18 protein-coding genes are annotated in these 23,578 nt (G+C 63.4%); 2 read left to right on the forward strand and 16 right to left on the reverse strand.

What is annotated here, in order from left to right:
* Nucleotides 1-131: 131 nt before the first annotated feature.
* Complete coding sequence (locus tag HMPREF3172_RS09025; protein WP_070516949.1) at nucleotides 132-1,046, reverse strand: CPBP family intramembrane glutamic endopeptidase; 915 nt, start codon at nucleotides 1,044-1,046, stop codon at nucleotides 132-134.
* Nucleotides 1,033-4,908, reverse strand: a complete 3,876-nt coding sequence (locus HMPREF3172_RS09030) for an efflux RND transporter permease subunit (protein WP_070516951.1) — start codon at nucleotides 4,906-4,908, stop codon at nucleotides 1,033-1,035. The genes HMPREF3172_RS09025 and HMPREF3172_RS09030 overlap by 14 nt, the downstream gene beginning before the upstream one ends.
* Nucleotides 4,909-5,045: 137 nt before the next feature.
* On the opposite strand from HMPREF3172_RS09030, the gene HMPREF3172_RS09035 reads away from it, so the two are divergent.
* Nucleotides 5,046-6,335, forward strand: a complete 1,290-nt coding sequence (locus HMPREF3172_RS09035) for an Nramp family divalent metal transporter (RefSeq protein ID WP_070516952.1) — start codon at nucleotides 5,046-5,048, stop codon at nucleotides 6,333-6,335.
* 78 nt (nucleotides 6,336-6,413) lie between these two features.
* Complete coding sequence (locus tag HMPREF3172_RS09040) at nucleotides 6,414-7,055, forward strand: metal-dependent transcriptional regulator (protein ID WP_061940826.1); 642 nt, start codon at nucleotides 6,414-6,416, stop codon at nucleotides 7,053-7,055.
* Nucleotides 7,056-7,068: 13 nt separating this feature from the next.
* Here HMPREF3172_RS09040 and HMPREF3172_RS09045 read toward each other — a convergent pair whose 3' ends face one another.
* The 14 genes from HMPREF3172_RS09045 to HMPREF3172_RS09110 form a co-directional block, all read right to left on the reverse strand.
* On the reverse strand, nucleotides 7,069-8,352 hold the full coding sequence (locus HMPREF3172_RS09045) for an MFS transporter (RefSeq protein WP_070516953.1): 1,284 nt from the start codon (nucleotides 8,350-8,352) through the stop codon (nucleotides 7,069-7,071).
* Between the two features lie 35 nt (nucleotides 8,353-8,387).
* The gene (locus HMPREF3172_RS09050; protein WP_256173377.1) at nucleotides 8,388-9,026 is read right to left on the reverse strand and encodes a nitroreductase family protein; all 639 of its coding nucleotides are present in this window, start codon (nucleotides 9,024-9,026) and stop codon (nucleotides 8,388-8,390) included.
* A gap of 23 nt (nucleotides 9,027-9,049) precedes the next feature.
* Nucleotides 9,050-9,571 carry a peptide-methionine (S)-S-oxide reductase MsrA gene (gene msrA / locus HMPREF3172_RS09055; protein WP_082784622.1) on the reverse strand — a complete coding sequence of 174 codons (522 nt, stop codon included), beginning with the start codon at nucleotides 9,569-9,571 and terminating at the stop codon, nucleotides 9,050-9,052.
* Nucleotides 9,572-9,625: 54 nt separating this feature from the next.
* Nucleotides 9,626-10,651 (reverse strand): hypothetical protein, encoded by a 1,026-nt coding sequence (locus HMPREF3172_RS09060; RefSeq protein WP_070516955.1) that lies wholly within the window; start codon nucleotides 10,649-10,651, stop codon nucleotides 9,626-9,628.
* Nucleotides 10,648-11,304, reverse strand: a complete 657-nt coding sequence (locus tag HMPREF3172_RS09065) for a peptide deformylase (RefSeq protein WP_070516957.1) — start codon at nucleotides 11,302-11,304, stop codon at nucleotides 10,648-10,650. Before HMPREF3172_RS09065 ends, HMPREF3172_RS09060 begins: the two co-directional genes overlap by 4 nt.
* A gap of 68 nt (nucleotides 11,305-11,372) precedes the next feature.
* Complete coding sequence (locus HMPREF3172_RS09070) at nucleotides 11,373-12,188, reverse strand: HpcH/HpaI aldolase/citrate lyase family protein (protein WP_070516959.1); 816 nt, start codon at nucleotides 12,186-12,188, stop codon at nucleotides 11,373-11,375.
* Between the two features lie 24 nt (nucleotides 12,189-12,212).
* A complete protein-coding gene (locus tag HMPREF3172_RS09075) occupies nucleotides 12,213-12,728 on the reverse strand; it encodes a MaoC family dehydratase (protein ID WP_218078936.1) in 516 nt (171 codons plus the stop codon).
* Between the two features lie 60 nt (nucleotides 12,729-12,788).
* Complete coding sequence (gene cls, locus HMPREF3172_RS09080; RefSeq protein WP_070516961.1) at nucleotides 12,789-14,255, reverse strand: cardiolipin synthase; 1,467 nt, start codon at nucleotides 14,253-14,255, stop codon at nucleotides 12,789-12,791.
* Between the two features lie 86 nt (nucleotides 14,256-14,341).
* Complete coding sequence (locus tag HMPREF3172_RS09085) at nucleotides 14,342-16,027, reverse strand: L-lactate permease (RefSeq protein WP_070516963.1); 1,686 nt, start codon at nucleotides 16,025-16,027, stop codon at nucleotides 14,342-14,344.
* A 311-nt stretch (nucleotides 16,028-16,338) separates the two neighbouring features.
* Nucleotides 16,339-17,514, reverse strand: a complete 1,176-nt coding sequence (locus HMPREF3172_RS09090) for an acyl-CoA dehydrogenase family protein (RefSeq protein ID WP_070516965.1) — start codon at nucleotides 17,512-17,514, stop codon at nucleotides 16,339-16,341.
* A gap of 55 nt (nucleotides 17,515-17,569) precedes the next feature.
* Entirely contained in the window at nucleotides 17,570-19,150 is a 1,581-nt protein-coding gene (locus tag HMPREF3172_RS09095) for an AbgT family transporter (RefSeq protein ID WP_070516967.1), read from the reverse strand.
* Between the two features lie 131 nt (nucleotides 19,151-19,281).
* Entirely contained in the window at nucleotides 19,282-20,607 is a 1,326-nt protein-coding gene (locus tag HMPREF3172_RS09100) for a beta-ketoacyl-[acyl-carrier-protein] synthase family protein (protein WP_070516969.1), read from the reverse strand.
* Entirely contained in the window at nucleotides 20,604-22,247 is a 1,644-nt protein-coding gene (locus tag HMPREF3172_RS09105) for a class I adenylate-forming enzyme family protein (RefSeq protein WP_070516971.1), read from the reverse strand. The genes HMPREF3172_RS09100 and HMPREF3172_RS09105 overlap by 4 nt, the downstream gene beginning before the upstream one ends.
* A gap of 142 nt (nucleotides 22,248-22,389) precedes the next feature.
* Entirely contained in the window at nucleotides 22,390-23,559 is a 1,170-nt protein-coding gene (locus HMPREF3172_RS09110) for an acyl-CoA dehydrogenase family protein (protein WP_070516973.1), read from the reverse strand.
* Nucleotides 23,560-23,578 lie beyond the last annotated feature (19 nt).

The following is a 23,578-nucleotide window of genomic DNA, read 5'->3' on the forward strand; positions in this document are numbered from 1 at the left end:
AATTCACCGTGACAACGCGCGCTGCCGGTCCAACCCAGATTTACGGTTTAATGTAACTTTGCGCGTAAATGCGCCGCATTAACGCGTGAAACTGCATTAGCGCGCAAGTCTGGCCCAGCCGCCGAGCGCACTCAGCCGCGCAGGATGCCCGGCACCAAAAAGCCGACCGCGTCCAGCAGGAAGTGCGCGCCGACGAACGGCATCACCCTCCGCCGGCGCATGTACAGCCAGCCGAAGATCAGCCCCATGAGCACATTGCCAATAAAGGGGCCGAACCCCTGATACAGGTGGTAGCTTCCGCGGAAAACCGCCAGCCCCACGATGATCGCCCACGGCGACCAGCGCAGCTTTTCCAGCCGATCCCAGAAGAAGCCCAGCAGCAGCACTTCTTCCAGCACACCGTTCTTCACCGCCTGCAGCAGCAGAACCGGCACGGTCCACCACGCGGCGTTTAAGTTGTTCGTCGAGATCTGCGCTGTCACACCGAGCGCTCGCCCAGCGGCATAAACAACGAGCGTCCCCGCTCCGATCAGCACAAACAGCCCGACGGCACGCCAGGCATCACCCCAAGCGGCACGCCGAGCTCCGTCGCGCAAAACACCATCAGACGCAGTGCCGCCACCACGAGCATTGCACCCCGCATCCGGGCCGGCACTGCGCCCCGCATCCGGGTCGACGCCACACCCCGCATCCGGGCCGGCACCACCACGACCAACACCGCGCCCCAGTCCCAGCCGCTCGAGCACGGAACCCTGCCCGTCAAGCCACATGAGGTACAGCGCGAGCGCCACCGGCACGAGCGTGAACCCGATACCCAGCAGCTGGTACACCAGGTCAAAAACTTCCCGCGTGGACTGGCTGTGGTTGAGCCCAGCAGTGCTGTCTTTCAGCGGTGCGCGCGTGAGCATGTCCGCCAGCCGCACGACGGCGTACACCGCCGACTGCCCCAGCGAAACTCCCGCGACCAGCAGCACTTCCGCCCGCCACCGGGCGGGGCTTCCCAGCCTCCCCGGTGACGAGGTGCCGCTCACCTCACAGCTGATCATCGCCTCCGTTGTCGGGTTTGGCTGCCGGCATAGGCTGGGTTGGACGGTCATCATTCGCCGGCCCGGAAGAACCTGCCGCCTGACCAGCGGCAACACCCGCCGGCTCCTGACCATCGGCACCCGCCTGAGCCTCAGCCTCCGCCTCGGCCTTGTCGATGACAGCGGCGCGCGCACCGTCCTTGACGGCCCGCTTCTCAGCGCGGCGCTCCTTGAAGCCTTCGAGCAGTTCGTACAGCACCGGCACCAGGATGAGCGTCAGCAGTGTCGAGGACACGAGACCGCCGATGACAGCCAGTGCCAGCGGTTTGGACACGAACACGCCGCCGCCGGTGAGCCCCATGGCCATGGGCACAAGCGCGAAGATCGTCGCCAGTGCGGTCATGATGATCGGCCGGTAGCGCAGGCGCGCCCCGTGGAACACAGCGGTTTTGAGGTCCGCCCCGTGTGCGCGGAAGCGGTTGATCAGGTCGATGAGCACAATCGCGTTGGTCACCACGATGCCGATCAGCATGAGCATGCCGATCATGGCCGTCAGCCCCATGGGCGTGTCCGTGATGAGCAGCGCGAGGATCGAACCTGTCGCGGCAAACGGGATGGACACCAGCAGAATGAACGGCTGCAGCAGCGAACGGAATGTGGCCACCAGGATGATGAACACGATGAGGATCGCCGCGAGCATCGCCAGGCCCAGCTGCTTGAAGGCGTCTTCCTGTTCGGCGGACACGCCCCCGGTGTCCTGGCTGACGCCCGGCTCCAACTGCGTGTCGTCGACGGCCTTCTGCACCGCGGCGGACACCGCTCCGAGGTCATCGCCGTCGGGAGTAGCGGAGACCGTCACCGAGCGCAGGCCGTCGGAGTGGCTGATGACCGGGGCGGTCTTCTCCTGCGTGATGTTGGCGATCTCGCTGAGTTTGATCGTCTTCTCCTGCGGCTGCGGAGGCTCCGGAACCTCCGGCACCTGCGGCATTTCGGGCATCTGAGGCTGCTGCGGCATCTGACCGTCAGGCATCTGCGGCATCTGGCCGTCGGGCATTTGCCCGCCGTCACCGGGCGCCTGCCCTCCGTCACCGGGCGCCTGCGGCTGCTGGCCGCCTTCCTGCCCAGGTTCACGAGGTGCCTGTTGCTGACCGTCTTCCCCTCCCTCATTGTCAGGGTTGGGCTGCTGCGGCTGATCGGTCGGCGGTGTGTTCGACCCCAGGCCGGGCGCATCGGACGGTTTCGAGGCAGGCTCGGCCACTCGCCCACCGCCCATCGGGCCACCAGCGCCACCAGCACCTCCAGCGCCACCAGCACCGGCACCTCCCGTGGCGGGTGAACCATCGGGCATGACCATGACGGTCAGTTCAATGTCTTCGAGATCACTGATGGTCTCCGCGTCGCCGTCGAACAGGTACACGCTGTTGGTGACGTCGTCGAGAACCACCTGGCCGATGATCTGCCCGTTGATCGCACGCGTGACAATCTGGCCCAGCTGCGCTTCAGACAGACCGTATTCGGCTGCCTTTTTGCGCTTCACGTCGACGTGGATGACATCGCCGACAGCGCGCAGGCTGTTGTCGACCTTCTTCACGCCGTCGGTCTTCTCAAGCTTCTTTGTGAGCTTTTCGGCGGACTTCTTCAGCGCTTCTGTGTCGTTTGCGGTCAGCGTGATGTCGATTGTCGATCCACCGGGACCGGAGTTGTCCATGACTTCGAAGCTGCCGGACTTGTCCGGGTCCATGTCCTTGAACTTCTCAGTCAGGCGCTGTGAGACCTCGTCAGCGCTTGCCCCTTCGGACAGGTTGATGAGGTAGGTACCGCTGAGTCGGCCGGAACCGGAAGCCCCGCCCATGTCGAACTCGCTTGAGCCGACAGTGAAGCTCAGATCCTCTACACCTTCCGTGGCGAGGATGTCCTTTTCGAGCGGTTCGGCGAGCTTCCCGGCTTCCTCCAGGCCAACACCCGCGGGGAACTTCTGGCTGGCGTTGAGCGTGTCCGAGCCCATGTCGCCCAGGAAGTCGGTCTTGAGAAGCGGCACGAGGCCCAGGGTGAGCACCAGCACCAGGACGCTGGCGACGAGTGTGATCACCGGGTGGCGCACCGTCCAGCCGATGACCGGCGTGTAGGTCTTCTGCAGTCGGGTGACCGGCGAACGCAGACCCTCGAGCTCGTCGATCTCGCTTTCGGCATCAGGTGAAACAGCGTCAGCCGACTCCGCCTCGGCTTCCGGAGCTGCCGCCGAGGTGGAGGTCACCTGGGCAGCCGGCGCCACCTCGGCGGTCTCAGCAGCCGCGGCTCCCTTCTTGCCAGCACGGCGGCGTTCCTTGCGCTCAGCTTTCAGGCCGCGCAGGCCCTCCTTGCGGCGGGCCGCGATTTCCTTCTTCTGGGCGCGGTTAAGGCGAACTTTGGATTCACGCGCACGCAGGAACCAGAATGCCAGAACCGGCACGATCGTCAGCGCCACCAGCAGCGATGCCAGCAGGGCGATCGAGGTGGTCAGAGCGAAGGGACGGAACAGCTCGCCCGTCTGGCCGGATACGAAGACCAGCGGCAGGAACACCGCCACCGTCGTCAGTGTGGAAGCGGTGATGGCTCCGGAGACTTCGCCCACGGCGGCGAGGATGTTGCTGAACTTGGTGCCGCCCATCGTGTGGCGCCGGCGAATGGCCTCAATGACGACAATCGAGTCATCGACCACGCGGCCAATCGAAATGGTCAGTGCTGAGAGCGTGAGCATGTTGAGCGAATAGCCCGTCTGCCACAGACCGATCATTGTCAGCAGCAGCGACAGCGGAATTGAGATCGCCGTGATGAGGGTCGCCCGCACGCTCAGCAGGAACACGAGGATGACCAGCACCGCGAACACCAGGCCGAGCACACCCTCGTGGACGAGGTCGTCAATCGACTGCTGGATGAACGGCGACTGGTCGAAAACCGTGGTGAATTCGGGGTTGCCGCGCACCTTGTCCTGCAGTTTCGGCAGGGCGTCGTGCACGGCGTTTGCAACATCGACCGTGTTCGCGTCAGGGGTCTTCGTCACCGCCAGGGTCAGCGACTCTTTGCCGTTGGTGCGCGAAATGCTCTCAACCGGAGCGGGCACCTGCTTGATTTCAGCGACCTCGGACAGTTTGAGGGGGCCGTCCTTGCCCGTGACCTGCAGGTCACGGATCTGGTCGAGGTTCGTGATGCGCACGCCGACTTCGACCGGTGCGTCCCCGTTGTCGCCTTCGATTTCACCGGCCGAGGCGGCAACGCCGTTGGCCTGCAGGACGCCGGCGATTTCGTCGACGCTGACACCCTTGTCTTTGACTTTCTCCTGGTCAACCGTGATGTTGACCTGTTTGACGTCAGCGCCGGACACCGCGGCTGCGCGCACGCCGGCCAGCTTCTTCAGTTCGGGGACGACAACCGAATTGAGGTCATCGGCGAGTTTTTCTTTGTCACCGTCAGAAGCGACCGAAATGACGACGACGGGGAACTCATCAAGAGCACCGCTGAACACGATGGGGTCGACCCCGTCGGGCAGCTGTTCTTTGACCTTGGCAATCGCGCCTTCGAGTTCGCGGACGATGTCATCTGATGAGGTCCCGTAGGCGACTTCGGCCGTCACTTCGGACGAACCTGATGACGAGGTGGAGCTGACTGATTCGACTGATTCGGAACCGCTGATCGCGCTTTCGATGATGTCGGTGACTTCGCTCTCCACGGCTTCGGGCGATGCACCCGGGTATTGGGCGGAGATGACAGCCTGCGGCAGTTCGAAGGCGGGGAAGAGCTCCCGCTTCAGCTGGGCTGTTGCGATGAAGCCGAACATCACCGCAACCACGGTGATCAGTCCGATGAGGGCACGGTTCTTCAGGCTCAGGCGAGTCAGTGTTTTCACGCGGCCATCCTATTCGACGGCCCCTGCGAACACCCTGAGGTCAACCCCCGGTCCGCATCGGGACAACCGCCCGTTTCAGGTGAGGAAAACCTCCGCAAGAATTTGGCCGCACCCGCAAGTTAAGCTACCTTAATTTCATGGCAAACAGGGTCCTTTCCCGCGGCGGCGCACACGACGGCGGCGCACGCGGCGATACTCGCCACCAGCACGTTCACCGCAAGCGCCTGGTGTGGCTTTTGGGTCCGGCCTTTGTTGCGGCAATCGCCTATGTCGATCCCGGCAATGTCGCCGCGAACCTCAGCGCGGGCGCTGAGTACGGATATCTGCTGGTGTGGGTTCTCATTGCCGCCAATCTCACCGCCATGATCGTGCAGTACCTGTCGGCCAAGCTCGGCCTGGTCACTGGCGAAAGCCTGCCGAGCATACTGGGCGCGCGGCTGAGGAAACCTGCCCGACGGGCATTTTGGCTGCAGGCGGAGCTCGTCGCCGCGGCAACTGACCTCGCCGAGGTCGTCGGCGGCGCAGTTGCCCTGTACATCCTGTTCGACATCCCCCTGGTGTGGGGCGGAATGATCATCGGCGCGGTATCAATGCTCTTGCTGGCTACCGCTGACCGCGCGGGCCAGCGATGGTTCGAAGCACTGGTGACCGCCCTGCTGGTGATCATCACGATCGGCTTCACAGCCGGCCTGCTCATCAGCGACCTCGATCCCGCCGGCATGGCCCAGGGCATGATTCCCCGCTTCGAGGACACGCGCTCACTCATGCTGGCCGCTGCAATCCTGGGTGCGACCGTCATGCCACACGCCATCTACCTGCACTCGGACCTCATCCGCGATCGCTTCGGCACCGGCATTCCCGAACGCACTGTTGCCCGTCTGCTCAAGGCCAGCCGGTGGGACGTGTTCCTGTCGCTCATCCTGGCAGGCGGCGTCAACCTCGCCATGCTGCTCTTGGCGGCGGCTGCCCTGCCAGGCGTTGAGGGCACTGAGACCATTGAGGGCGCGCACGCGGCCATCACAGGGGCCATGGGCCCGTTCATCGGCGTGCTCTTCGGCATCGGCCTGTTGGCTTCCGGCCTGGCTTCAACTTCAGTGGGCTCCTATGCGGGCGCATCGATCATGAAGGGCCTGCTGCACATGCAGATCCCCCTGCTGTGGCGCAGGCTCACCACCCTCATCCCGGCACTTGTCATTCTGGCGCTCGGCATCGATCCGACGTTCGCGCTCGTTGTGTCGCAGGTGCTGCTCTCAATCGGCATTCCCGCGGCTCTCATTCCGCTGGTCATCTACACCGGCCGGCGCAGCATCATGGGTCGATTCGCCAACCCGCTGCCCCTGCAGGCTGCCGCGTGGGTGACAACAGCCCTCATTGTGGCGCTCAACGCGGTGCTCATTGTGCTGGTCTGCTTGGGCTACGACGTGTAAACACCCTTCGCCGCACCGCCGCTGTGACCGCAGCGGCAGCCCTTTCGGCACATGCACGAATACGCATAGGGTGAAGGTGTGAGCACTGAACTGGAACACCTGTCACCGGTCACCCAGGACTTCCTCAAGGCCATCTGGAGCGCCGAGGAGTGGGGTGGTGGCCCCATCACGACGAAGGCCCTGGCCGAAAGGTTCGGCACGTCGTCTGCGAGTGTGACTGACACCGTCAAGCGCCTAGCCGCTGCTGACCTTGTCGCCTACACCCCGTACAAGCCGGTCCGACTGACTGATGTGGGCCGCCGTCACGCGGTGCAGATGGTCCGCAGGCACCGCCTGCTCGAAACCTACCTGGTCAGCATGCTCAATTATTCGTGGACGGAAGTCCATGACGAGGCGGAGCGACTGGAACACGCTGTTTCTGACCTGTTCGTGTCCCGCATCGATGCGCTCATGGGATTCCCCACGGCTGATCCGCACGGCGATCCGATTCCCGATGCTGGGGGCCGCATTTACCACCCTGATCGCGCGGTTCTGCTGGGCGAGGCCACGACAGAAGGGCTGCACCGGGTGGATCGCGTGGATGACAGCGAAAACGACATTCTCACTCAAGCCGCCAATCACGGATGTGTTCCCGGGGCGCACATTGTTCCCAGCGCGGTGCTGGAAAACGCCCCAAATCTGGCCGAAGCGGTGTGGGTCTCCCCCGTCCAGGAGGGCTGAACCAGCTTCGGTTCTAAGCCTCGGCTTTCTTGCGGCCCGGCATGGTTTCCTCAGCGAAGAACCACTGAATACCGGCGAGCACAACAACTGCACCGGCCGCGGCAAAGGCGACCCCGTAGCCGTAGGCGTCAGCCAGCCATCCGGAGACGATCGGCCCGAAGATAGCGCCGACGTCCATGCCCATCTGATAGCGCGACAGCACTTTGCCGCCGGCCCTGTCAGGCCCGATGATGTCAGCGATGACGGCCTGCTGGGGTGCGTTGACGATTCCCGCACCGATGCCGGCTATGACCGACAAGATCAGGAAGACGGGGAACGACTGCCACAGGCCAACCAGGATCGTGGAGCAGCCGAGCACCAGCAGTCCTGCAATGATGAACGGTTTGCGGCCGTACACATCGGCAGCCCGTCCCAGAGTGTTGACTGACAGGGCGGTGCCGGCGGCGAACAGGGCGAGCGCCCAACCTGCGGCGGCGACATCGGCCTGGAGTGCGTAGATCGCAAACAGCGGGTAGATAGCGGTGCGCACACCCATAGCACCCCAGCCGTTGGCCATCGCGCCGACAAGTGCCGCGCGATAGGACTTGAAGGCCCACGCTTCACGGAAGCGCATGGGAGGCAGCCGGTCTGGGCGCTCTTTCGCGGTGACGGCTTCGGCAGCCTGCGGTGAAACGGAACCGTCGGCGGCACCATCAGAGCCGACCCCAGCGGTCTCGTGAGCATCCTGCGGATCCGGGCCCTCCACCTCGTCATTCCGGCCTGTGGTCAGTTTGAGGTGCACAACCAGAGCAGCAATGACCAAGCCGGTGCCGTAGATGAGGAACGGCACCCGCATGCCCAGGCCGGCCATAAGACCGCCGACGACGGGGCCGGCGATGTTGCCCACCAAAAACGCCGTCGCGTACATGCCGGTGGCACGAGCCCGCGCGTTGTGCGGGGCGATCCGCACAATGAGCGCCATGGCTGACACCGTGAACAGGGTCGAGCCGATCCCGCCGAGAGAGCGGAACAGCAGCAGCTGTTCGTAGGACTGGGCAAACGCCACGGCAAAGGTCGAAGCGGCGACAATGAGCAGGCCCACAACGTAGATGGGCCTTTCCCCGAACGTGTTGACCAGGCGGCCGCCAGCGGGCGCGGTGAGCAGGCGGAAGAACGCAAAAGAGCTCACCACGATCGTCGTGGCGGTCACGCCCAGATCAAAGGAGTGGGCGAACTGCGGCAGCACCGGAGCGATGATGCCGAAGCCGATCGCCACGATGAACGCGGCGCTGATGAGCACCCAAATGTCCGCGGGCATCGCTACTTTCGGCCCGCGCCACTTAGCTCTCTTCTTCACAGACGTGAAGACCACCCCTGTTTGGTGTCAAGGAAGACATCCGGGTCGAGCGGCGGCCTGCTGGACGTGGTCAGTCGCTCGTGGAATTCAGGTTCCACGTCGCCCACGTACAGCCAGCCCATCATGAGTTCGCTGTCCTTCAGACCGTGGAAGCGGCGGATGGGTTCGGCGTTGGCGTTCGGGCCGGTGCGCCACATAACGCCCCAACCGGCCTGCCACAGGGCCAGTTCCAGCAGATGGGCGGCACCGGCGGCGGTGGCGTGCTGTTCCCACTGGGGAACCTTGGGGTGCTCAATGTGGTCGGCAATGACCGCGATGAGCAGTTCGGCGCGAAACGGCTTGGGGTTGATTTCCCCTGCGGGGCGGACGGTTCCGTCGGCTTCGTCAAGTGCCTCTGCAAGGCCCACGCGGTCATCACCGCGCAGAGTCATCAGCCGCCACGGACGCAGCGCCTTGTGGTCGGCCACCGGTGTGACGGCGGCCAGCAGGTCGCGTAGCTGTGTGTCCGTCGGAGTTTCGGGGCCGACCTTGGACACCGAGCGGCGATTCTTCATGGCGGTGAGAACCGGGTCGGTGAATTCGACGGGGTCGAGGCGGCGGGGTGTTGCCGCTGTTGGTTCTTCTGGGGTTGTCATAGGTTCCATTCGATCAGGTGTTGTCAGTACATGTATTCGGCGTACCGGGCTCGTGCCTGCGCCAGCTTGGGGTCGATGACGAACATGCAGTAGCCGTTGCCCGGATTGCGCCCGTAGAAGTTCTGGTGGATGTCTTCGGCCACGTAGAACCGGCTCATGGGCTCCAGGGTGGTGACAATCGGCCTGGGGAAAAGCTCTTGCCAGTGTGCGATGGCGTCTTGGAAGTGCTGTTTCTGTTCCGCGTCTTCGTAGAACATGGCCGAACGGTACTGCGTGCCGACATCGTTGCCCTGCCGGTTGAGGCTCGTAGGGTCGTGCCCGGTGAAGAACATGCCGAGGATGACATCTTCCGGCACGACGGCCGGGTCAAACGTCACGCGCACGGCTTCTGCGTGCCCCGACATTCCCGACGCCACCTGTGCGTAGGTGGGATCGGGAATGTCACCGCCGATGTAGCCGGATTCGACGCGGCTGACTCCGCGGGTACGGCTGTAGACGGCTTCCAGGCACCAAAAGCATCCGGCGGCAAGCGTCAGCGTCTTCATATTCGACATAACCTCGCACGCTCCTGGGCTATTCCACCGGCGGCCCTGCGGGGTTTACTGTTCGACTTCGATCTGCGCGTCCTCAGCGACGCTTGCCCACTGTGCGACGGTCAGCAGGTCAGGTTCGTCCTCCGGGCTGTAATCGGCGTCAACGTCTTCGAGGTCGACGCCTTCTTCGTCCCAGTCGATGAAGAACATGATTTCCCGCAGCCGGCCTTCCTCGATCATCAGCTCGACCAGGTAGTCGGTGCCGTCCACGCTCACGCGGCCGCGTACGGGGTAGGTGTGCGAGCGCGGAACGATGGGGCCTGCTTCGTCACTGCCGGTGTCCACGCTGACGAAGTCCAGTTCGCGGTTCAGCAGGGCATCACCGGTGAGTGCGCCGTCCTCGACGCCCTCATCATCGTCAGTCCACACCGTGAACGAGGCGGTGCGCAGCTGCTTCTGGATCTGCTCGGCTGCCTGTGGCAGGGGTGAGATTGCCGGGTCGGCGATCCGCTGCAGAAGGTCAAGGATTTCCGGCGGCAAAGTCACGACTGTCGGTTCGCCGTCAGGCAGAGGGTAGTCCGCGTCTTCGAGACCATTTTCGACAAGGCGCGCTGCCCGGCTGACAGCGAAGGTTGCTAGGCCCGTGACGAGTGCGGGCGAAGCGACACCCCAACGGCGAAGGCAGGCATCGAGCCAGTCGTTGGCCTTCACGTTGACCGGCCACAGCGCGGCTGAAGCCACACCGATAACAGGGGCCGCCCACGTGAGGTAGGTGTCGAGCTTGTCGATGCTGATGTCCTCAGCGGTTTCGATTGTGCGGGCATCTCCAAACCAAACGGTCCACCCCGTGTCTTCGCGAATCTGCTGTACTTCCAAAGCAGACGCTGCCGCAAGGAGGCCGCCGAACACGGTCGCGCCGGCCAGCCCGCTGCCGCCCACGTGGCGCGGACGCAGGCCCGCGGCCACCCCGTAGAGGATATCCGTGCCGAGTGTGCGCAGGCTGCTTGCGGGAACAGCACTCTGTATGCGCGGGAGGAAACGCTCGGCAGCTGAATCTGCAGCACCGCGCAGTGAAGAGAAGAATGAGCTCATGGTTTCTCCTGTGGTGTGTGGGGTGGAAGGCTGAATCCGAGCATCTGCGCGGCAGTTGCGGGATCGCCCTGGGTGAGGCCTCGGTTGTCGTCGGCTGTCAATGAGCGGATGTCGGCCCGGTCCAGGTAGAGCGTGCCGTCCAGGTGGTCGAGTTCGTGTTGGATGATGCGTGCCGGCCAGCCGCGGAAATCGCGGCTGTTGGCGTTGCCGTCAGGGTCTTCTGAGCGCAGCCGCACGTGAGCAAACCGGGTTGTCACAGCCTGATAGCCGCGCACGGACAGGCAGCCTTCGAAGAAGGCGGCGCGCTCATTGCTCAGAGGATGCCAGCTTGGGTTGATCAGCGGCATAAACGGAAGCGGTGTGCGCTCCCTTTCGCGGGCTTGGTCTTCGGGCAGTCGCACCCGGTCTTCTATGACAGCGATGCGCACGCCGATGCCTATCTGCGGGGCGGCAAGCCCGACACCCGGGGCCGCGTGCATGGTTGCCCGCATGACTTCGAGCAGACCGAAAAGCTGTTCGTCTGACAGCTGTCCCGTGTAGGCGGCTGCTGGGCGGCGCAGCACCGGGTCGCCGGCTTGGACGATGGGGGCCACGCCGTTGTTGTCCTGTGCTGTGCGCAGAACAGTTTCAACCTGATCGACAATCGGGTTCATAAGCACAATTGTGCCCCATCCCGCTGATGAGGGACGGGGCACAAAGATGCGGGGCTCAGCTGCGGACCTCAGGCGCGCGAGCGGATGCGGCGGGCCTGACGCAGCAGAGGTTCGTCGATCATCTGCCCTTCGTACTGGAAGACTCCGTTGGAGGTTTCGGCTTTTTTCAGCACGCCAAGCGCCCAGTGGATCTGCTCGGCGGTCGGCGCGAACGCCGTGCGCACCACCTCGATGTGGTTGGGGTGGATGGACACTTTGCCGTCGAAGCCGGATTCCACGGCGTCTTCGGCTTCGGCACGCAGACCTTCAAGGTTCGGGATGTCCGCCCAGATCGAGTCAAGTGCGTACTTGCCGTTGGCTTTTGCCGCCAAAAGCATGTTGGCGCGCGCCACGCGGGCGAAGTCGCGATAGGTGCCGTCAGCTTTGCGGGAGGACCCGCCGCCGAGATCGGCGGTAAGGTCTTCGGCACCCCACATAAGGGTTGTCACGTTCGGCGATGCGGCGATCTCGCCGACATTGAGAACGCCCTTTGCGGTTTCGATCAGCGCAATCACCTTGAGTCCGGCAAGCTTTTCGGTGTCCTCAGCGCTTTCCACCTTGGGCAGCATGCAGCTGTAGCGGCCAGACAGTTCGCCGATGAACTTGCGGTCTTCGGCAAAGGAGGGCGAGCCGACTGGGTTGACGCGGATGACGGTCCGCTCCGGGCTCAGAGCATCAGGGCCGTTCTGAAAGTTGAGGAAGGCACGGCGGGCGGCTGCTTTGTCATCGGGTGCCACAGCGTCTTCGAAGTCGACGATGACGATGTCGGAGCGCTCGGCGGCTTTCTTGTAGCGGTCCGGGCGGTCGCCGGGAACAAAAAGCCAGGCTGGTTTCATGGTCGGCATGGTTATCTCCTCAGTTGGGGCGGGTCACTCGGCGGCGTCGCTGCCTGCCGTGTTGGTGTTCGGGTCGGAAGTGAACATGAGCGTCTGCCTTACGGCTCGGGCAACGACCGTGCCGTCTTGGTTGCGGCCGATGTGTTCGAGCGTGACGATGCCCTGGCCAGGCCTGGACTTGGAGTTCCGCTTGTCCAGGATCTTCGTTTCGGCGTACAGCGTGTCACCGTGGAACACGGGGTGGGGGAAAGAAACTTCGGAGAATCCCAGGTTTCCGACGATGGTGCCCTGGGTCAGCTGAGAAACCGACAGGCCCACGAGGGTGGCCAGTGTGAACATCGAGTTCACCAGGCGCTGGCCGAAGGGCTGCTGCTCAGACCACGCGGCGTCCAGATGGAGGGCCTGCGTGTTCATGGTCACGGCTGTGAACCACGTGTTGTCCGCTTCTGTCATGGTGCGACCGGGGGCGTGCTTGTACACCGCACCGACTTCCATTTCGTCAAGGTAGAGGCCGCGCTGCTGGATGACGGGCCCGTTTTCTTCACTCACGATTCTGTGCTCCTTTGCATGAAAACTGTCATCAATCTATCGCGTCCGGTGTGACCGGCGTTACTGCAGTGCCGATGTCAAGCGGAACAGTGACTCCAGGTAGCGGCGGAACAGGCCCCTCTCCCGCCATTCGTCCAAGGTGAGTTCCGTGCACCTGGTCCGATACTCCTCGACGACATTCGAAATGCCGGACACGAAGTCGCCCTCAGCGCACATGAGGCTGATTTCGTAGTTGAGGCTGAAGGAGCGCATGTCCATGTTGGATGATCCGAAGACGGCGTAGTCGTCGTCGATGATGAAGCACTTGGTGTGAAGAATCTGCGGTTTGGGCAGACGGTAGATGCGCACGCCGGCTTCCAGTAGGTTGTCGTAGTAGGACGACTGGGCGTACTCGACCATGAACTGGTCAGCTTTTTCGCTGACGAACAGTTCGACTTCGACCCCGCGGTGGGCGGCGGTGATGATGGCAGCTTTGATCGTTTCGTCCGGTACGAAGTAGGGGCTGACAATCGACAGCCGCTTTTCGGCGAGGTACATCAGCGATGTGAAGCAGCGCAGGTTCGGTTCCGTTTTGAAGCCCGGCCCCGATGGGACCAGTTGGACGACCGCATCTTTGCCTTCGAACTCCGGCACCGGCCGTCCGTCGAAGTCGTAGGGCCGGATGCCGATGACCTCTTCGCGTTCGGAGTACCAGTCGGTTGCGAATACAGCTTCGAGTTCGGCGACGACCTCGCCGGACAATTTGACCCACAGGTCGTTCCAGTGGCGGCCCGCCTCGCGGTTCTTCTGGGATCCGTAGGCGGATTCGATGAGGTTCTGGGAGCCCATGAAACCGACCCGCCCGTCGATCACGACGAGTTTGCGGTGGTTGCGCAGGTCAATGCGGCGCATTTTGCCCTGCAGCGGCAGGAAGGGAAGCATGAGCTCCCAGTCAATGCCCACACTGTCGAACCATTTCTGCATGTCACGGAAGCCGTCGTATTTGCGTGATCCGATGTGGTCCAGCAGAACGCGGACGTTGACACCGCGCTGCGCAGCTCGGCCGAGGGCCTGGAAGAACGGCTCGGTGTAGGCGTCGCGCGACATGATGTAGATCTCGACGTGCACATAGGATTCAGCAGCGTCGATGGCATCTGCCATGTCATGAAACGCCTGGCGGTAGTCGGTGGACATGCTCAGTTTGCGGGCATCAACCATCGGCAAGCCGGTCAGGTGGCGGTTGAGCTGGACAATCTGCGCGAAATCACTGGCGGGTTCGTAGCCTTCGGGCCAGTCGGGAACGTCTTTTGTTCCCTTCTCCAGGAGCTGGTTGACTTCAGCTTGGATGCGCTGCCTGCGGTCGTTGACGTAGGGACTGCCGAACATGATGAACAGCGGCACGCCGATCAGCGGGATGAAGAGGATGGCCATGAGCCACCCCATCGAGGCTCCTGGGCGGCGGTTTTCCGGCACAACGCCCACAGCGATGATCTTGATGGTGTAGGACACCACGAGCCAGATCACCCACATGACCGTCCAGAAGCTCATCGTCCCTGCCTTTCACCCAAAATTTACAGTTCAAACACTAAGGGACGGCGCGGTGACTGCGCCGTTCCAGGTGTGTGCTCGAGCGATCAGCCGCCGATCGGAGCGAGGTCCAGACCCGCGAGCATCCATCCGAGAACCGGGGTGGACTGCAGGCCGATGAGCAGGCACAGGAACAGGACCAGCACCACGGACCAGCCGATGACCTTGCGGAAGATGACCGACTCCTGGCCGGGCATATTGGCCGCGGTGGCCGCAATTGCAAGGTTCTGGGGGCTGATGAGCTTGCCGACCACACCACCGGAGGTGTTTGCGGCAACCGTGAGTTCGGGGTGCACGTTGAGTTCGACGGCAGCGGTCTGCTGCAGCTTGGCGAACAGTGCGTTGGCGGATGTGTCCGAACCGGTGACGGCGGTTCCGATCCAGCCCAGCAGCGGGGACAGGAAGGCGTAGGCGGCACCCGTTCCTGCCAGCCACACGCCAATCGAGATGGTCTGTCCGGAGAAGTTCATGACGTAGGCCAGCGACAGCACCAGAACAATCGTCAGGCCCGCCCAGCGCATGCGGTAGAACGTGTTGCCCAGTTCCTTGGCGGCAGCACCGAGCGGCGAGGGGAACTTACCGCCAGAAGTCCAGACGCTGTAGACGATTGCGACGATGATGCCGGTGATCAGCAGCAGCGAACCGGGCGAGGACAGCCAGGACAGCGTGAACACGGTGGAGTCGCGGACCGCACCAGTTTCGTCGACGAGCGCTTCATGGATGACAGGCCATGGGATTTTGACGTCGGTCGATGCAAGGAACGCGGTGACCGGCGGAACCAGCTTGGCGATGCCGAAGACAACGATGAGAGCAAGGTAGGGGAACAGGGCGAAGAAGGTGCGTTCGCCGCTGATCTTCTCTGCCTTCGGCGGTTCCGCCACGCCCAGGCGCTCACGAGCTTCAACCGAACCGCGGGGTTCGTAGATCTTCATGAACAGGATCGTTCCGCCCAGGCCGCCGAGCGCTGCGACGATGTCGGTCAGTTCGTAGCTGAAGAAGTTAGAGGACAGGAACTGGAAGATGGCAAAGGTGACACCGGTGACGAGGGCGATCGGCCACAGGTCTTTCACACCGCGGCGGCCGTCGATGATGAACAGCAGGATCAGAGGGACGAGGAGAGCCAGGATGGGTGACTGGCGGCCGATGATCGCACCGATGACGTTGGGGTCGATGTTGGTGAGCTTGCCCGCGGTGGTGATGGGGGTGCCGATGGCGCCATAGGCGACGGGCGCGGTGTTGGCGATGAGGACCGCGGCGGCTGCGCGCAGCGGTTTGATGCCCAGGGCCATGACCATGGTCGCGGTGATGGCGACGGGTGCGCCGAAGCCGGCGAGCGCTTCAAGGAGACCACCGAAGCAGAAGGCGATGAGGAGGGCTTGGACGCGGATGTCGCCGTGGCCCACGCGGTCGAAGATGTTGCGCAGGTCTTCGAAGCGGCCGTTGATGACGGTCAGCTGGTAGAGCCAGATGGCGAAGATGACGATGAGGGCAATCGGCATGATGCCGAATGCCGCACCCTGCAGTGCGGACATCAGTGCGTAGCCGACTGGCATTTTGAAGCCTGCGACGGCCACCACGATCGCGGTGATCAGGGCGATGAGGCCCGAAACGTGAGCCGAGCGCTTGAGGACGACGAGCGCTGCGAAGAACACCAGCAGCGGGATGAGTCCCACGAGGGCTGATGCAGTAACCGAACCCGCGACTGCGTCGACGGCGGGCGTGTACTTCTCCATATTGTCTTCTTAACTGTCAGGGTGCACGCCGCGTTGGCGTGGCACTGGCGGAATGCTGGGAAAGACGCATCCGCGGTGCTGCGACCGTGAGTCGAATTGTCCCAAGCCTGCGGCAGTGTTTTCTTCCGCAGAGTTCAAGCATATTGTGAAGCAACTCACGATTGAACACCAGGTCAACACCAGGTGTGTCAGCGGCGAAGAAAAGTGCTCCCCACGCGAGTGGGGATAAACCCCACGCAGACGGTACTTTGCCGTACAAAAACGGCGGGCGCTGTGCTTTCCGCACAGCGCCCACCGTCATTCACACCAGCTCAGTCATCCAGCCAAGCGTTGGCGAATACGGCTCGCGACACCTCGGGAGCTGGCGGATGGAAAATACCCGCGGCAGCATCCCGGTACAGACGCGATGCTTCGGCAGCGTTCCCGAAGCCCGCACCTCCAGCACAGTGCAGAGCCGCCTCGGCATTCGCCCGGGCAGCCTTCTGCGCCATGTACTTAGCCGCGACAAAGCGCTGCGCCCACGCGGGACCGTAGTCCACACACTCATCGAAATCACGCGTGTAGGAATCCAACTGGGCCGGAACGGCGGCAAACTCCAGAGCGGCATCGGCAACACGCACGCGGAACTCACCGATCTCCGTATACGGCGCTCCCCCGTTCTTAGCCGAACGGCGCTTGCGCAGAGCCTCCGAAGCGACCTCAAGAGCACGGCGAGCAAGACCCGCGTACACCGAAGCAATGAGCAGCTGGAAGTTCGCGGTGATGCCGAAAGTCAGCAGATCCGGGTTCGGACCATCCGGGATGTGGCGCACAACCCGGTCAGCCTCGAGAACAGCATCCTCCAGGATCGTGGCCCGCGAATGCGTGGCACGCATACCCAGAACATCCCAGTCGTCCGAGGACTTAACACCCTCCGTACCGCGGGTGAGGAAACCGTAGACCAGTTCCGGGCCATCGGCAGCGGTTTCGTCCTTGCCGTGCACAATCAGCCTGGTCCAGGCAGGCGTCATCGACGTGAAGATCTTCACGCCCGACAAACGGTAGGAACCATCCTCCTGCGGCACTGCCTTCGTGTTCGAGCCCTGCAGAACCCAGTCATTGCCCGGCTCAGAAACACCGAAGGCAAAGACCTCGCCGTCACGCGCTTCTTCCAGCGCGAACTGCAGCGACTTATCGCCGCGATTCCACATGGCCCGCATCATGCCGGTGCACACAAAGTGCATATTCACACCCAGCGCGGTCGCCGGGGCGGCAGTCGCCAGCCGCTGCTGCAGACGGGAAACCTCGTTCATACCCAAGCCCGGACCGCCGAGCTCTTCGGGCACAAACAGCGTCAGATAGCCGCGCTGTTCAAGTTCTTCCAAGTCTTCGAAGAAGAACGCGTTATCACGGTCATACTGTGCGGCACGCTCCCGGAAGCGCTCCAAAAGCTCATCCGGCAGGTACTTCTCTTCGAGTTCCACAAGTCGCTGTTCGCGGTCAGTCATACATCCTCCTGTCGGATCAACGCCAGACCCGACTGCAGTTCATCCGTGTGGCTGGTCACGCCACTCCTCCCGTCCAGCCTAGTGCCGTAAGGCCCAACATGAGAGCAGCGGACATCACCAGGAAAACACCGATCTTCGGCGCAGCCCAGCGCACCCACGTCAGATACGGCACTCCGGCGGTCACGCACGAACCGACCAGCCACGCCAGCACCGGCGACAGGATGTTCGTGAGCCCATCACCCAGCTGGAAGGCCTGCAGCGCCAGCTGGTGGTGCATACCCAGTGCCGTGGCAATCGGAGCAAGAAGCGGAATGAGAATCGCAGCCTTAGCCGCCGTCGACGGAATGATGAAGTTGATCGCCGCAAACAGCAGAACCATAAGCACTGCCGACCAGCCCAGGCCCACATCGCGCAGCGGCAGCGTGAGCGTGTAGACAATCGTGTCGAGAATCTTCGCTTCCGTCAGCAGGCCGGAAATCGAGCCCGCCATGCCGATGATGATGGCAATGAAGCCCATGCTGGAAATACCGCGGGCAATCGACTCCGCCAACGGGTTCCACTTAAAGCCCGCAGCCTTGCCGATGATGATCGCCGACACCAGGTTGGTTGCAAACATCACTTCGATGACCTGCTTCGAATCCACCAGCAGCGAATAGCCCACAACCACACCGAACTGCGCAATGAACAGCGCCAGCACAAGCACCGAGCGCATCTGCAGCTTCGTCGCAGCGACGGTGTCGCCTTCGCCTGCAGCGTCCCCTGCAGCCTCTCCTTCAACACCAGCCTCAGCTGCCTCACCGCCTTCGCCGCCCGTTGCAGCAAGAGCACCGTGCGGCCGCCAGCCGTGCTTCCACATGAGCGAACGCGTGGGGTCCTTCTGAATACGGCGCACGTACATCAGCACAAAGGCCAAGCCCGCCAGCATGAAGATGTTCATGATGAGCATGCGCATGCCGAAGCCGGAGTATGGCGGCAGGCCGATAAGCATCTGCGACACCGCCATGTGCGTGGGTCCCGTGCCGAACCCGATGAGCGCGGCGAATGTTGTCACCGCAACGGCCACGATCCCATCAAGCCCGAGTTTGCGGGCAAACAGAACGCCGATCGGCACAATCGCAATCAGCGCGTCATTGCCGGAGAACCCGCCGATGTAGACCATGAGGCAGAACAGTCCCGACACCAGCAGCGGCGTGCTCTTGTCCTGCAGTTTGTAGATGGTGGAATCGAGCAGATTCTCAAACGCCTTCGATTCCAAAACCACGGAGACGTTCGCCCCGACCGACAGCACGGCGAAGGCAACCGGGGCCATGTTGACCGCCCCGGTCAGCAGCATCATGAGTGCGCCTAGGGGGCTGACCGGCGACTGGTCTTCCAGGTAGCGGAAGTCGTCCGGGTTGATCGAGCCGTCGGGGTTCTTCTGATATTCCCCCGCGGGAATGAGATAGCCGGCGGCTGTGGCCAGGCCCAGAATGATGAACATGAGCCACAGCAGGTGCGGCATTTCCCAGCGCTTCTTCGGCTGGGTCTGGTCTGTTGTTTCGTCGTTTTGCGCACTGGCCTGAGCGGTTTGTGCGGCCTTCTTTTCGTCTTTTTCGGCCGGCGCTGTCTGCGCGGCCTTGTCGATTGTCGTCGACACGGTGAGCTCCTGAATGCAGAAATGGATGAGGGGGGCAACACCCGCGGTGCATCGCTTCTCTGACGGCTGACCAGCCTGTCTGCAGGTTGGGTGGCGGGGAGCTCAGGCCACCACCCAGTGGGAGCCTGTGCTCAGACGGTTCTAATGAGAACTGAGCCGTTGTGCCCGCCGAAGCCGAAGGAATTCGACAGCACCGCGCTCATACACGGACCAGCACGGTCGAGTGGCTTGCGGGCTGCGACGACGTCGAGCTTCGGGAAGTCGGGCACGTCAAGGTTGACGGTCGGCGGGATCACGCCGTCACGCAGAGCGCACACGCTGATGATCGCCTCGAGCACTCCCCCGGCACCCAGCAGGTGCCCGGTGGACGACTTCACTGCCGTCACGGGAATCTGGCTGACAGCATCACCGAACACGGCTTCCAGGGCGCGGGCTTCTGCAGCATCCCCCGCCGAGGTGGAGGTCCCGTGCGCGTTCACGTGCCCCAGGGGTGCCCCTGCGGGTCCGCCCGTGGCGAAGTCCTCCGGGGTGAGACCAGCATCGGCCAGGGCAGCCCGCATAGCCGCGGCGGCGCCTCGTCCTTCTGGGTCTGGGGCGGTGGCGTGGTGAGCATCGGATGATGAGCCGAATCCGGCCAGCTCAGCCAGTGCCTGCCCACCGCGGCGGTGCAGAGCGGCATCGCTTTCCAGCACGACGGCAGCTGCGCCTGCGGACATGACAAAACCGGCCCGATCGCGGTCGAAGGGACGCGAAGCCTCCTGTGGGTGATCGTTGAAACCAGAGGCGAGCGCACGCATGTTCGCATTCGATGCGAGGTTGGCGGGGTTGATGCAGTCTTCAACGCCGATGACGATCGCGGCGTCCGCATAGCCGTGGCGCAGGGCTCGCAGCGCCTCGCCTAGGCCGACGGCTCCGGATGCGCACGTGGCAGACACTGCGTGAGCGGGGCCGGTGATTCCGTGTCGCTGGCTGATGAGTGCTGCCGGAGAATCCGGTGCGCCGTGTATGGACAGGGTGAGCGGTACGCCGCGCTGGCCGTCTTCGGCGTATGCGAGCGCTGCCCGCTGTTGGGGGCGGATGGGCCCGGACCCGGTGGCTGTCACGATCATGACCCGGGCGGGATCCCACGGCAGGTCAGCTGACGAGGCGCCACTTGGGCTGGTCTGTATGTCTGCGGCTTCCTCGAGGGCCTGGTCGGCGGCTGCGATGGCCCACAGGTGGAAGTTTTCTAAGCGCCGGGCCAGGTGGCGGGGCACGTGGTCTTCCGCGTTGAAACCGCGAACCTGTCCGCCGATGCGCACGCTGAGGCCTTCGAATTCCTGGCCTTCGAGCGCTCCAATTCCGCTGTGTCCGTGCTGCACGGCCTGCCAGGTGTCGGAAACGTTGAGACCGCTGGGCGTGATAGCGCCCGTTCCGGTAATCCAGACACGACTGGGTTCAGAGTGGTGCGCGTTCACAGACGGACAACTCCTTTCCCACCGGTCTCAATGAGCCCCACTGTTTCAGTGGCTCGCACTTTACCGCCGACCGTGCGCGGCAGTGCTTCCACGACGTAATACTTCGAAGGAACGAACTGCGGGGCCAGGTGTTTGCGTCCGTGCTCCCGCAGTGAGGCCTTGCTCAGCTCTTCGGGCAACACCGGGGCGGGGCCGTTCTGTTCCCGTAAGCCGGACTCTTCCTGTGAGTCTGACCACACTCTGTCACCTGAATCAGCAGGCACCAGGTCACCGACTTCGACAACCAAAGCGACAGCGGTTCCAAGGGCGGCATCCGGCACGCCCACGGCAACGGCTTCGCGGTGCTGGCCGCCGACAGTGAGTCCCGCGTAAGCACGTGTGACTTCCGGCAGCGCAACCTTGTGTCCGCCGACGTTGATGATGTCGCCCTTGCGTCCCAGAAGCTGCAGTTGGCGTTTGCCGTCCACCACGGCAATCCGGCCCTGGTCTTCGACGGTAGCCCAGCCTCGTTCATCCAGCAGGTGGACATCGGCGGTGCCGGCAATGTAGTCATCGGAGCGCGACTCAGCAAGCACCCACAGTGTGCCGATTTCACCATCCGGCACGGGGGCGCCCGCATCATCGCGGATTTCGACCTGGATGCCGTCGTAGATCTGATTCCACGTGCTGTCCTCACCGCGGGCATCCCCGATGAAGCCGATTTCGGCTGCCCCGTAGTAGCTGATGAGCCGCACGTGCGGCAGCACTTCAGCTAGGTCCTTCCGCAGTTCGTTCGGCAGGTTAGCCCCGCCGACCACGATGAGTTCAAGCCCCGCAAAATCCTTAGGCCCGCGGGTGGCTTGGGCAATGATGCCGCGCAGCACCGCCGGCACTGTGACAATCCGCGTAATGCGCTGCTGCGCCACACGCTTGCCCAGCCCCGGCAGGGAAAGCTCGTCAGCCAGGTGGACCTCTCCCCCGCTGGCCAGGCACTCAACCGCCGCGTACAGCGTCAGCGAATACGCAAACGCCCCGGGTGCAAGGGTCGCCACTCCCGGCAGCGGCTCCAGATAGCTGGAAGACACCGCGAAGTTCGCCCTGTACTGGCCGCGGGTTTTGAGAAACGCCTTCGGGCTGCTGGTCGTGCCGGACGAAAAAAGCATGAGGTACGGCTCGGCAGCATCCCGCACCTGCGGCGGTTCGGCAGGCTGCACTTGCGCCTCTATTTCCCTGAAGCGCTGCACCGGCACGACTACCCCACCCCAGTCCGAACCGAGGGCGGAAAGAAGGCGGGCCTGCACCTGGTCATCATCGACGATCACCAGGCCGATGCCGACTTCGGCAATCACGTGCCGCTGGTGGTCCACCGGCCAGCGCGGGTCGATGGTGGCCGACACCGCACGGTAACCGGCCAGGCCCGCCATAATGCGGGCGGCTTCAAATGCCGAGGTGGAACTCACCGCGATCACCGGCGCACCCTGGGTTTCGGGGGCCGGTGTGGGCAGGTTCGGCGCCTGGGCCAGTAGATAACGCACAGCGGCGATGACGCGGCGGCCGTCCTCGGCCAGTTCCGCGTATGTCAGGCGGGCGTGTTCGCCGACGATCGCCGGACGGCCGGGATAGTTGGCGGCAGTGGTGAGAATCGAATGGGTTATCGGCACAGTTTCAGCCTAGACAGAAGCGGAGGCCGGGGTCGAAACACCCCGGCCTCCGGTTCGCTCAGCGGTACGGACTCAGCAGCTCAGCCGGAGCTGCGCCTCGTCAGCCCAGACCCGAGCCCAGCCTCGTCAGCCCGCCCTCAGATCACAGTCCGAGAGCGCGGGCGATGAGCATGAGCTGCACCTCGGTGGTGCCTTCGCCGATCTCGAGGATCTTCGAGTCGCGGTAGTGGCGGGCCACCAGGTATTCGTTCATGAAGCCGTAGCCGCCGTGGACCTGTGTTGCGTCGCGCGCGTTGTCCATGGCTGCTTCGCCTGCGATGAGCTTGGCGATGGAGGCTTCCTTCTTGAATGGTTCGCCGGCCAGCATCTTCGAGGCTGCTTCGTAGTAGGCCGCACGGGCTGCCGAAACACGGGCTTCCATGCGGGCGATCTTGAAGGAAATAGCCTGGTAGCTGGCGATCGGCTTGCCGAAGCTGGTGCGCTCCTGGGCGTACTTCACGGACGCGTCAACACAGCCCTGCGCGGCACCGACAGACAGTGCGGCAACCGCAATGCGGCCTTCATCGAGGATCCGCAGGAAGTTTGCGTAGCCGCGACCGCGCTCACCCAGCAGGTTCTCTTCGGGAACCTTGACGTTGTCGAAGGTCAGCGGGTGAGTGTCGGAGGAGTTCCAGCCGACCTTGTCGTACAGCGGCTCAGCCGTGAAGCCGGGAGTGCCGGCCGGAATCATGATGGTGGAGATCTCCGGCTTTTCCGTCCCATCCTTGCCCACGCGGGTGCCGGTGACGGCGGTCGCGGTGACCAGGCGGGTGATGTCGGTGCCGGAGTTGGTGATGAACGACTTCGAACCGTTGATCGTCCATTCGCCGTTCTCCAGCGTCGCCTTGGTGCGGGTGCCGCCGGCATCCGAACCGGCTTCGGGTTCCGTCAGGCCAAAGGATGCAAGACCGGAACCGTCCGTGAGCTTAGGCAGCCATTCCTTCTTCTGCTCTTCCGTGCCGAACAGGTAGATGGGCATGGCACCGAGTGAAACAGCGGCCTCGAGCGTGATGGCCAGCGACTGGTTTTCACGCGCGATTTCCTCAATCGCCAGGCACAGTGCGAAGTAGTCTCCGCCCATGCCGCCGTACTCTTCCGGGAAGGGCAGGCCGAACAGACCCATCTTGCCCATCTTCGCCACGAGTTCGTACGGGAATTCGTGCTTGCGGTCGAGTTCGGCTGATACGGGGGCGACTTCGTTGTCGGTGAAATCAGCAACTGCCTTGCGGAGGCTTTCGTATTCCTCCGGCAGCATTCCTGGGGTGAAGCTCATGAGCTCTCCTTAAGTTCTT

Origin of the sequence: Brevibacterium sp. HMSC08F02 (assembly GCF_001807555.1) — a bacterium.
In the GTDB taxonomy this organism is placed as follows: domain Bacteria; phylum Actinomycetota; class Actinomycetes; order Actinomycetales; family Brevibacteriaceae; genus Brevibacterium; species Brevibacterium ravenspurgense.

Excerpts from the sequence above, each read along its gene's own strand:
- HMPREF3172_RS09025 (WP_070516949.1), bottom strand. The coding sequence starts at position 1,046 with ATGATCAGCTGTGAGGTGAGCGGCACCTCGTCACCGGGGAGGCTGGGA.
- HMPREF3172_RS09035 (WP_070516952.1), top strand. The coding sequence starts at position 5,046 with ATGGCAAACAGGGTCCTTTCCCGCGGCGGCGCACACGACGGCGGCGCA.
- HMPREF3172_RS09045 (WP_070516953.1), bottom strand. The coding sequence starts at position 8,352 with ATGCCCGCGGACATTTGGGTGCTCATCAGCGCCGCGTTCATCGTGGCG.
- HMPREF3172_RS09050 (WP_256173377.1), bottom strand. The coding sequence starts at position 9,026 with ATGACAACCCCAGAAGAACCAACAGCGGCAACACCCCGCCGCCTCGAC.
- msrA (WP_082784622.1), bottom strand. The coding sequence starts at position 9,571 with ATGAAGACGCTGACGCTTGCCGCCGGATGCTTTTGGTGCCTGGAAGCC.
- HMPREF3172_RS09060 (WP_070516955.1), bottom strand. The coding sequence starts at position 10,651 with ATGAGCTCATTCTTCTCTTCACTGCGCGGTGCTGCAGATTCAGCTGCC.
- HMPREF3172_RS09065 (WP_070516957.1), bottom strand. The coding sequence starts at position 11,304 with ATGAACCCGATTGTCGATCAGGTTGAAACTGTTCTGCGCACAGCACAG.
- HMPREF3172_RS09070 (WP_070516959.1), bottom strand. The coding sequence starts at position 12,188 with ATGCCGACCATGAAACCAGCCTGGCTTTTTGTTCCCGGCGACCGCCCG.
- cls (WP_070516961.1), bottom strand. The coding sequence starts at position 14,255 with ATGAGCTTCTGGACGGTCATGTGGGTGATCTGGCTCGTGGTGTCCTAC.
- HMPREF3172_RS09085 (WP_070516963.1), bottom strand. The coding sequence starts at position 16,027 with ATGGAGAAGTACACGCCCGCCGTCGACGCAGTCGCGGGTTCGGTTACT.
- HMPREF3172_RS09090 (WP_070516965.1), bottom strand. The coding sequence starts at position 17,514 with ATGACTGACCGCGAACAGCGACTTGTGGAACTCGAAGAGAAGTACCTG.
- HMPREF3172_RS09110 (WP_070516973.1), bottom strand. The coding sequence starts at position 23,559 with ATGAGCTTCACCCCAGGAATGCTGCCGGAGGAATACGAAAGCCTCCGC.